This window comes from Acetobacterium paludosum (assembly GCF_008086595.1).
Classification (GTDB): domain Bacteria; phylum Bacillota; class Clostridia; order Eubacteriales; family Eubacteriaceae; genus Acetobacterium; species Acetobacterium paludosum.
In genome coordinates this window covers 69029-79905 of record NZ_RXYA01000009.1, presented here as the reverse complement: position 1 = coordinate 79905, position 10877 = coordinate 69029, and the positions used below count along the sequence as shown (strand labels likewise).

Here is a 10877-nt window from a genome sequence, read left to right as displayed (position 1 = left end):
AAACCAGGTACTACGGCTTTTCGAAGTTTTACAGATGTTTGATGAATTGGGCTTTGTAAAAAATCAGAAAGCCAACTATGAAAACAGCAGTCATATCCCGGTCATTATTCCGATGGTCATCTACCATGGCAAGACACAATGGAAAATTGGCCTGACGCTGGGTGATTTCATTGCGGATTTTGCTGAATTGCCGGAAATCGTCAGACAGATGACCCCGGATTTTCACTATCAGATGTATGATTTATCCCAGTTTTCAGATGTTGACATCAAGGGAAATGCAGGGCTTACCATTGCCTTGTCGATATTTCGGGATGTTTTTAAGAAAAGCAGTCAGGAATTCCTTGAAACCATTCTCAAGGCCGCCAAAGCGATAAACGAACTCGAAGAAAAGGAAACGGGCATCCAATATTTTGAAACCTGTATGCGCTATATTTTAACATCAGGGCCACAGCTTTCAAAGGATCAATTGAATACCGTTATTAAACAGTTGGAATCAACCTATAAAGAAGGGAGTGAAGCCCCACCAAAAAAACAGAGAGACTCTTGCTGTTTTTTTGGTGGGCCAGATAAAATACTCCTTTTTTAGCCAAATCTACTCCATGACCAAAATGGACTACAAGACTTTGCAATGATATGATGAAATAAATTGCAATTGCTGATGACAATGGATGTGATCAGATAAATGGTTCAAAGGAAATGGAGAACGTGACATGAAAAACAAATGGATTTACGGGTGTGGTTTGATCACACTTATTTTTCTGTGTTTACCAATAACGGCCTGGGCCGCAGACAACCCGGTGGGGGTGGAGTACCGGGGGCATATACAGGATATTGGGGATTACCCGCGTGATGGCAGTTGGGTGGACAGTCCCGAGATCATCGGCACCGTCGGTCAGTCCAAACGGATTGAGGGCTTTGAGATCAAGCTGACAGGAACGGTTCCGGCTGGGATGGAATTGCGCTATAACGTCCATGTTCAAAATAAGGGCTGGCTCTATGACGAGAACGATTCTACTAACTGGCCGAAGGACGGCGCCTACGCCGGGACCAGAGGCGAAAGCCTGCGGATTGAAGCGGTCAAGATTGTGTTGACTGATCGCGATGGGAAAGCGGTACCCGGCTACTCGGTTCAATATCGTGGCCATGTTCAGAATGTCGTCGATCTGCCGGCTGATAAAACCCAGTGGCTGGCCGATGGCAAGCAGTTGGGTACCGTCGGTAGCTCCCAACGGCTGGAAGCGCTACTGGTGCAGGTGGTCAAAATGGCCGTGGAACCGCCAGCACCGGTTTCAGTGGTCTATGATAAAGCCGGTACGTTCGGCCCGGCAACCGGTAATGAAACCATTACCGGTGATGCCACCATTGCCGCTGATGGGGTGGTGCTGCAGAATCTGACCATTGCGGAGAATTTGACCATCAGTGAGGCCGTCGGTAGCGGCACGGTGACGCTCAACAACGTCACCGTTAAGGGCGATACCTTTGTCCGCGGCGGTGGGGTTAACAGCATCAAGATTAACGGTGGTAAGTACAGCCGGATTGTGCTGGAGAAAACCGCCAGCGGAGCAGTGCGGATTGTGGCGATCGGAGTCGATGAGCTGCCGGTAATTATCTCAGAAGCGGCGGCCGGCGAGACGATTATTTTAGAAGGCGCCTTTGCAAGCGTCACCGTCGACGCCCCCAATATGAATGTGACCACCGAGGGCAATACCACCACCATCGGCAAGCTGACGGTGGGCACCGGAGCCGGGGGAACCACTCTTAATCTGGCCACGGGCACTTCTGTGACCGATCTGGTGTTGGCGGGTAAGGCGGCGGTGAAAGGCCAGGGCAATGTGGCGAAAGCTGAGGTCAAGGCTGATGGCGTCGTCTTTGAAAAAAAACCCGGTTCTTATAGTGTCGAGCCGGAGGTTGTTGTGCCGCCGGTCTTTCCGTCGGATGGCGGTGGCGGCGGTTACATCCCGCCAAGTCCACCACCGACGGTGGCGGTGACGGGGGTCAGCCTTCCGGCAATGCAGGAGACAACAGTTGGAGTAAATGCTACGTTAACAGCGACCGTGACACCCAGCAATGCGACCAATAAGGCAGTCACTTATAGCAGCGACAATTCGACTGTGGTTGAAGTGACTGCGGCGGGGGCAGTGACTGCAAATAGTATTGGCACCGCGGTCATTACCGTAACGACCGTCGATGGCGGCTGGACGGACAAAAGCCAGGTAACGGTGCGGCCGTTGTTAATATTACTAGCCCGCCAGCGACTGGCTGGAACAAACGATAATTATCTCTACCTGAAGCTTGTCGGCGATAATCTTGATAGCAATACGCAATATATATTCGATGCCGGCACAACCGGATTGTCCCTGGGGACAGCGACTGAAAACGCCACGAACGGGTGCACAATTGCCCTTACCGGCGTCGCCAAACCCGGGACCCTGACCCTGCGGGCAACCAATCTTGCCTGCGGAACGGACAGCAACATGCTGACGATGGAAATTCCTGAGCCAACCGCCAGCTTGGTATCCACTGGGGTTGAGGCGACCACGGCCAACTTCAGTTTTACGGCCCAGAGCGGAGCCAGTGCGGTGACGATGCAACAGAAACTGGCCAGCGCGGGTGATAACGCCTGGGCGCCGGCACAGCTTGTTGCGCCACTTAATGCCCAGGCAACAGCGGCCACGGTCACCGGCCTGACTTCCGGCGAAAGCTACGATTTCCGGTTGCTGGTGGTGGATGGGACGACCCCCGGAGCCTCCAACGTCGTCCATCTGACGACACGGGTTCCGGTGACTGCTGTTACTCTTAGCCAAACGGATCCGCTTCAGCTGAAGTTTGGTGAAACGGTGACCCTGACGGCGACGGTGGCCCCGGCTAATGCGACCGATCAGACGGTGAGCTGGATTAGCAGTAATCCAGCCGTGCTGCGTTCTGACGGCAGCGGAAAATTTACCGCCATCGGTGCAGGGAATGCATCCATTGGGGTGGGTACGGCACAAGCCGGAGTGCCTCTTGATACCTGCGAGGTTAATGTTACGGTGCCAACGCCAATCCGAGCCGAAGCAATTACTGCCGTTGCCGAACCCTTTGCCGGCCGGACGCCAGCGGCCAGCTTTGCTGTGATGCTGCCAAATAATGCAACGCGCGAATACAGCGGCGCAGTCGCCTGGACCGAAACCGGCACGACCATGCCGGTTACGACCTTTGACGGCAGCAAGGCTTACACCGCGACAATGACCTTAACCGCGGATCCGGGCTATCAGTTTGCGGCTGGAACGACCTTTAGCGTTGCCGGTGCCGATTCGGTGGCTACCGCCATCGGCGACTACGGCCTGACGGCGACAGTGACGGCCAATTTTGCGGTTAAAAATCGTTATAAGATTGACGTTGATGGTGTCATTACGGCCTATTCCGGGCCGGGCGGCGAGCTGGTTGTGCCCGGAACAATTGACGGGACAACCGTCATCGGCATCAAATCAGAAGCTTTCTCTTCTAATGATAGCCTGACTAAGGTGACGTTGCCGGATACGATAAAAAATTTCTCCGAGAATTGTTTCATGAGCTGTACAAAACTGCAGACAATCAATATCCCCAAGGCCTTAACGTCGATTCCATTAGACTGTTTTAATAGCTGCTACAACCTTGAAACGGTGACCATTCCCACTGAAGCCAGTGTCCAGACAATTGGCGTGAACGCATTTAATTTTACGAAGCTCAAGACAATAGCACTCTCTGTGACGGTCATATCAATTGGAAATTACGCTTTTCGCGGTTGCAATCAACTGACAACGGTCACCTTTACTGCCAATTCGCAACTTAAAACCATTGGTAAGGATGCTTTTGCTGGCACTGGTCTGACGACCCTGAGCCTGCCCAAGTCGCTGACATCGCTTGGTAAGGAGGCCTTTAATCAATGTGTTCATTTGACCACGCTCAATTTTGAAAGTGGATCGCAGCTTTCGACCATTAGCGAGAAAGCTTTTTGCGAATGCTCCACCTTGACGGCTCTGGAGCTGCCAAAATCGGTAATGGCGATTGGCAACGAGGCATTTGCCAGAAGCCCTGTTTTAGCCACGCTCAGTTTTGAAAGCGGCAGCTTATTGTCAACCATTGGTGACAATGCTTTTGGCGGCTGTGCTCTGACCGAGCTCAACCTGCCGGCGACGGTAACGGCCATCGGCGAGGGGGCCTTTGGCGTCAACAAGCTGACAAAACTGACGCTTAATAATCCGGTTGGAACAACTTTGACCATTGGCAGTGATGCATTTATGGGCAATCATGAGGGTCCGAGTCAGAATCCGATTACCGAAATTACCCTGCCAACCAATGTATCAATACCGGATAGCACAATAACCGGCTATGCAACAATGGGCCTGTACGGGGTGGGCTTTAAAAACTTCTACAACAGCACTGAAGCTGGTGGTAACAACTCTGATGGCGGCATCTTTGTCTACAATACGGAAATCGGCAATTGGAGCAAAACCAATTAATACTAAAACAACGGCTTTCTTTTGAACAATCACAGCGAGACAGTAGATTATCCCGACCGGGAGTCGCTGACATTCGTCTATTTGGGCGGTTGACTTTCTTCAGTTTGACCGTCAGTGTTATTATTTTTCAAAATAACTGCTTCGGTTTTTGAATGGATAAAACTGCCGATTTTGCTTTCCGTTAAACCACACAATAAGCCGATCACAATTTGCGTGCTGATGCTTTCATTGATGTTAGCGGTGGAGAAACCAGCGATTTCCAGGGCAACGATACCACTTGACAGGAAAAGTGAAAAAATGATGGCACAGATCCCAATATAAATGAGACGAATTGTTGGCTCCATGCGATCGGTTTCAAGAATGCTGAGTCGTTCAAAATTAAAGGTCGGGTTTCGTGCGGCGAATGAAACCCAGGTGCCCAGCATGGCGCCGATCCAGATAACACTGCACATACTGATAACAGATAAAAAGCCGCTTTCAAAAAAGACGAATGTGTCTGGTCTTTTAAAAAAAACATCGGCGAAGGTAGCCTGTCCGGAAAATATTGCGGTGGAGGTAATTAAGAATAGCAACAGCGCAATCAGGCTGGATAGAAAAGCGCGCAGGCCTAATTCTTTCATATAGGTATTTTTGATACGCTGACCTTCGACGATCGTTATTTCGTCTTTAAGTCGCTCCAGGGCCGAGGTGGCCAAAGCCGGCTGGGCCATCTCGCCCGCCAATCCAGCTTGGGCTAAAGAAAGCAGTTTTTTAAAATACTTTTTTTTAATCGCATCATTAACCTTATGATCGGCCACGTGAATATCGGTGTCTTCATTGAAATATAATGATTTAATAATGGTATTGGCAGTCACGATTTTTTCAAATAACGCTTGTTTTGCAGTGGGAATCGGCACCGGGCTTTCTGCTGGGGTCTGATCATCACTGTTATCAGTACTTTTGGCTGGTATCCATTGAAAGGCAATGTCAAAAAGATCATCTTTATCTTTGTAGACGACAAAATAACCGTGATTAGAAGCTACAAGTTCATTGTGACATACCGGACAATTCCCGATATTTGGGTGATTCGATCGATTAGTTTTTGGCTCGCGCTTGCGGGGAAAACCGCAGGCCGGACAATTGCCAATCAGCGGATCGTCGGAGCCAGAAGTAGCAACAATACTTGGAATAACGTTATATTTGTTCAGTTTTTGTTCATTTGGGTTTGGCATAGCGGCCTCCTGAATTATTAGAGTATGGTTTTTTAAAATTTGGTAAGCAGCGCCTGGTATGCGATGGCGACAGGTTGTTTTCATAAAATTGAGGGGATAATGGTAACGTCTGAACGAACAGGGATGGTTGGGAACGATGCATCACTGGTGGATAAAAACCGGTTTGATACTAACGATATACCTTTTTATTAAGGCTTTATTCAATAATATTAAAAATCGGCGCCCTGTTGAGCAGTTTTATTTACGTGCTGGTGTGTTTTTATCACGCTTGTTTTTCTGTGTCTGCCGTTAACGGCACTGGCAGCCGACAACCCGGTGGCTAAAGCTGAGGTCAATGCCGACAGCGGGCCGGCATGTCGTGAAACGTCCGTTTATTTCGTGAATGGTACTTCTTAACCAGAACCATTGTTGATATAATGCAACAGGTAAATAGCAGCTATATTTATCGATTCAGCGGCAAACGCAGCACGCCGCCGTTACGAAACACCTAATTTACCACTACAGCCATTAAGGAGCTATAATAATGAAAAGAATTGTTTTTTGTTTATTCATGTTGGGATGTCTATTCCCGTTTCAATCCGTTTTTGCCGCGGACACTCAGGACCCGACCAGTTTTACGGTGCTGTCCCGGGGACACATTCAGGATGTCGGGGATTTTCCGACGGACGGATCCTGGGTGTCAAGCCCGAATCGAATTGGTACCGTCGGCGAGAGTAAACGGATTGAAGGTTTTGAGATCAAACCCGGCGATACGCTCCCCGAGGGGATCCAGATTCGCTACAACGTCCATGTCCAGAATATTGGCTGGCTTTATGACGAAAATGATTTTACGACCTGGGCAAAAGACGGCGACTATGCCGGAACCCGGGGAAAAGGTCTGCGGATTGAAGCCATTAAGATCGTCCTGACCGACGCCGCCGGCAAAGAAATCAGCGGTTATCATATAAAATACCGGGGCCATGTTCAGAATGTCGGCGATACCCCGGCGGATTCGTCGCAATGGATTCAGGACGGCAACCAGTTGGGAACGGTTGGCAGTTCATTGCGGCTGGAAGCCTTGACGCTGGAAATCACCAAAGATGCAGTGCAGGGAAAAAGCTATGATACAGCCGGTAATTACGGTCCAGCCAGCGGGACTGAAACCGTGACCGGTGATGCCACCATCGCGGCTGATGGCGTGATTCTTCAGAATCTGGTGATCGACGGCAACCTGACGATCAGCGAAGCGGTCGGCAGTGGCACGGTCACCCTGAACAACGTCACGGTTAAGGGCGATACCTTTGTCCGCGGCGGCGGGGTTAACAGCATCAAGATCAACGGTGGCGAGTACAGCCGCATTGTCATGCAAAAAACTGCCAGCGGGGCAGTGCGGATTGTGGCGATCGACGTCAAAGGACTGCCATTTTTTGTCTCGGAAGCGGCCGCTGGCGAGACGATTATTTTGGAAGGTGCCTTTGACAGCGTTACTGTCAACGCTCCCAATATGACGGTAACCACCCAGGGCGATACCACGACGATCGGTAAAATGACGGTCGGTACCGAGGCAGCGGGGAGTGCGATTACCCTGAATGCCGGAACAACCGTGACAGATCTGGTGCTGGATGCCAAGACCGCGGTCAAAGGCCAGGGCGCCGTGGCGAAAGCCGAGGTTAAAGCGGATGGCGTGACCTTTGAACAAGCGCCGACGCAGCAGACCATTGCGCCTGAGGTCACCGTGCCACCGGTGGTTACACCGGCTGTGTCGCCAGTTACCCCGCCGACACCCGGTGGTGGTGGCGGTTATACCCCGCCGGCAGCGATTTCAGTGACTGGGGTGAGTTTGGATCAGACCACCCTGGCTCTGATCGTCGGCGATTCGGGAAAACTGACAGCGACTGTAGCGCCAGCTAACGCCGCCAATCAAGCGGTAACCTGGTCATCGGATAAAACTGCTGTGGCCACTGTGGACAGCGCGGGCAATGTCAAGGCTGTGGCGGCGGGGACTGCGGTCATTACGGTGACCACCAATGATGGCAGCAAAACCGCAGCCAGTACGATCACCGTGACTACTATTCCGGTGATCGGAGTCAGTCTGGATGCCGATGCTAGTGTGGGACTTAACAAAACCACTACCCTCACCGCCACGGTGGCACCAGCCAACGCCACCAATAAAAACCTGACCTGGTCGACCTCAGATGCTGAAGTTGCGACCGTTGATGCCAGCGGCAAAGTCACCGGGGTAAAAGAAGGCACCGCGACCATTACCGGCACCACTGATGATGGGAAGTTCACTGATCAATGTGAGGTGACCGTGACCTATAGCTTTAATGTAAATATAGGTACCGACGGCAACGGCACCATCACCGGGATGAACGGCTATGCGTCAAGCATTGAGATTCCGGCCGTCATTGATGGGGTTCCCATCACCGCCATCGGCGACAATGCCTTTGATGAAACCGGACTGACCGACCTGACGGTACCGAACACGGTGACATCGATTGGCCAATCGGCCTTTGCCAACTGTAAATATTTGACCACGATTGGTTTACCGACCGGGCTCGCCAGCCTCAGCGAGAAGATGTTTAAGAACTGCACCAGCCTGACCACCATCACCCTGCCGGCGTCCGTGAAAAGCATCGGCGCCAATGCCTTTTACAACTGCCAGAAGCTGACCGGGATTGTGATTCCCGAGGGGGTGACGGCTATTCCGGAAGGAACCTTTGATAGTTGCTGGGCGCTAGCCAGCGTGACCCTGCCGTCCCATTTGACTACCATTGACACGAATGGATTCAAAACATGCAAGGCGCTGAAAACGCTCACCCTGCCGGCTAGTCTGGCAAAAATTGGCCAGGAGGCATTTTCTGGTGCCGGCACGGTCGATGATACACAAGGTATCAACAGTACGCTGGTGATGACCTTTGAGGGCAATGCGCCTACGCTGTTTGCTGGTACTGGTACAGGGAGCTTTTTTGCCACCGGAACAACGTTTCAGTATTATGCCGGCTGCACCGGGTTTGACGTGTCACCCTGGAATAAGGCCGGAGAGGATAAGCTTAAGATGCTTGACGTCAGAACCATTACCAGTCTTACTATCAAAGGCGTCACCATTCCCTTTAATGGCGTACAACCGGTGGACGTGATTACCGCCGATCCCCAGTATACCGGAACCGTCATCTGGCATAAATTAAACGATGCTGCGGAGTTTAAAGATCAATTTGACGGCACCAAAGACTATACCGCCGCCATTACTTTAAAACCCGCCAACGGCTATACGGCCACCGGGGTCAGCTTTACGGTTGAAGGAGCGTCAGCGACCTCGCCTGCGACCATCAACCCCGATGGCACGGTGACGATCACCGCCGCCTTTCCCGTATTGGAACAGTTTAACATCGATGCGGCAACCGGCGTGATCACGGCCTACTCCGGCCCGGGCGGCAATGTGACCATCCCCGATCAGGTCACGCCCGTTACCGGCATTGGGTCCTATGTTTTTGAAGGCAATGATACCCTGACGGGCATCACCCTGCCCGCCACCGTGACGTCGATTGGGAAAGCAGCGTTTTACAACTGCACCGCTTTAACCACCGTCACCATTCCGGCCGGGGTCGAAAGTATTGGGGCTGCCGCTTTCAAGATTGACACGGGGACTCTGCCAACCGCCCGGGCCTTCACGTTTAGGGGCAATGCGCCGACGGCCATCGCCAATGATGCGATACCGGTATCGGATGCAACAGCAACACCAGCAACCACCACCACCATTCGCTATTACTCGGACAAAACCGGTTTTGAAGCCGCCAAATGGTCGGGCTACACCATGTCGCCGATTCTGGCGGCACCAACCGTTCAGGTTGCGTCGCAAGATACCAACACGCTGAATTGGAGCCCGGTTGAAGGTGAAACCGGCTATGAGGTCCATTATGATGTCTATTATGGAACCGCTACGGATAACATCACAACGCTAAAGGGAAACACAACCAACACAAATTATAAACTCAACGACCTGATACCCGAGCAGACATACTACTTTACCGTCACCGCTACCGATAGCTTTGGCAGCTCCCTGCCGTCGACATCGATAACTGTCAAGAAATCTACTGCGCCATAAGTAAGCGAGTAGCCTGACAGCAGACGCTGGTCGATGCTGAATTTGAAGAGTCAACCGACATCGTATCGGTTGCGGTGGAGATTCCATAAATAACAACTAACCGACCTTCTTTCAGTACTTTACAACTTAGCGTAATTATGATAAACTAAACAAAAAAGGAGGTGTTGGCATGGTAAAAATCAGACCCGTTTCAGATCTGCGTAACCACTTTGCCACCATTTCAAAAGAGGTTCATGAAACAGGGGAACCGGTTTTCCTGACCAAAAATGGTTATGGTGATATGGTTGTGATGAGTTATGAAGCGTATCAAAAATTTCAATTTGACAGCGAAGTCTATTTTAAATTAAAAGAGGCGGAATTGGAAGCCGAACAAACCAGCCAACGTTTTTCGCATAAAGAAGTATTTGCTGATTTAAAGAAAACGCTGAAAGCCAAAGCTAAAAACAGTGATGTATAAGATCACTTATCTGCCAATTGCCCAAAAGGATCTACAGGAAATCCTTTTATACATCGCTGATCAACTAAAATCGCCCCAGGCGGCCCTGGATTTAATGGAAGCATTAGAAAAAGCCATTGCCTTGCTGGATCAGTTTCCCTATGCCCATCCAATCTATCCGCTGGTCAAAGCCCTGGATGGGGAGTATCGGCTGCTGCCAGTGAAGAGCTATGCCGTCTTTTATCTGGTTAAAGAAGCGGAAAAGGTCGTTGAAATTCAGCGCATTCTTTACGCCAAAATGAATTTTTCAAATACCTTCAAATTTTGAAAAGCTAACAACACAGCCAAACGGCTGGAATCGATTCGGATTAAGCTGGTCAAGGACGAGTAAATGGCCGGAGGCCGCTACGAAGTTATCCTGTTAAGTTACAAAACCCACAGTCTGCTAGGCTGTGGGTTTTGTCGTTCTCAACACGCCGCCGTTTCGAAACACTTAATTCACCATCCCCGCCGGTTATCACATCTGCGGTTTTAATTACACCGGTGGTAATTTAAATTGCTACATCTGTAAATAGCCGTTTCCGGGACGATTGATAAAGCGGTCTGAGCACGGATAACCAGAAAAAAGCAGCGAACTTTGAGTCGCTGCTTTTTTAGTGGGCGGG

7 protein-coding genes and 1 pseudogene are annotated in these 10877 nt (G+C 50.8%); 6 read left to right on the top strand and 2 right to left on the bottom strand.

The features are described from left to right. The first annotated feature begins 34 nt into the window (after positions 1 to 34). A complete protein-coding gene (locus tag FZC41_RS10485; protein WP_243136697.1) occupies positions 35 to 586 on the top strand; it encodes an Rpn family recombination-promoting nuclease/putative transposase in 552 nt (183 codons plus the stop codon). Positions 587 to 710: 124 nt separating this feature from the next. Beyond that, positions 711 to 1082, top strand: a pseudogene (locus FZC41_RS17900) (hypothetical protein); the annotation flags it as partial. A gap of 215 nt (positions 1083 to 1297) precedes the next feature. Here FZC41_RS17900 and FZC41_RS17645 read toward each other — a convergent pair. Next, a complete protein-coding gene (locus tag FZC41_RS17645) occupies positions 1298 to 1441 on the bottom strand; it encodes a hypothetical protein (protein ID WP_243136696.1) in 144 nt (47 codons plus the stop codon). Between the two features lie 352 nt (positions 1442 to 1793). On the opposite strand from FZC41_RS17645, the gene FZC41_RS10480 reads away from it, so the two are divergent. Beyond that, positions 1794 to 4481 (top strand): leucine-rich repeat protein, encoded by a 2688-nt coding sequence (locus FZC41_RS10480; protein WP_243136695.1) that lies wholly within the window; start codon positions 1794 to 1796, stop codon positions 4479 to 4481. A gap of 77 nt (positions 4482 to 4558) precedes the next feature. Here the strand turns inward: FZC41_RS10480 and FZC41_RS10475 are convergent, their stop codons facing one another. Continuing rightward, the gene (locus tag FZC41_RS10475) at positions 4559 to 5692 is read right to left on the bottom strand and encodes a hypothetical protein (protein WP_148567359.1); all 1134 of its coding nucleotides are present in this window, start codon (positions 5690 to 5692) and stop codon (positions 4559 to 4561) included. Between the two features lie 523 nt (positions 5693 to 6215). Between FZC41_RS10475 and FZC41_RS10470 the strand changes: the two genes are divergently transcribed. From FZC41_RS10470 to FZC41_RS10460, 3 genes are all read left to right on the top strand, one after another. Further along, the gene (locus tag FZC41_RS10470; RefSeq protein ID WP_148567358.1) at positions 6216 to 9776 is read left to right on the top strand and encodes a leucine-rich repeat protein; all 3561 of its coding nucleotides are present in this window, start codon (positions 6216 to 6218) and stop codon (positions 9774 to 9776) included. A gap of 169 nt (positions 9777 to 9945) precedes the next feature. Further along, positions 9946 to 10233 (top strand): type II toxin-antitoxin system Phd/YefM family antitoxin, encoded by a 288-nt coding sequence (locus FZC41_RS10465; RefSeq protein ID WP_148567357.1) that lies wholly within the window; start codon positions 9946 to 9948, stop codon positions 10231 to 10233. Next, entirely contained in the window at positions 10226 to 10540 is a 315-nt protein-coding gene (locus FZC41_RS10460; protein WP_148567417.1) for a type II toxin-antitoxin system RelE/ParE family toxin, read from the top strand. The genes FZC41_RS10465 and FZC41_RS10460 overlap by 8 nt, the downstream gene beginning before the upstream one ends. The last annotated feature ends 337 nt before the right edge of the window (positions 10541 to 10877 follow it).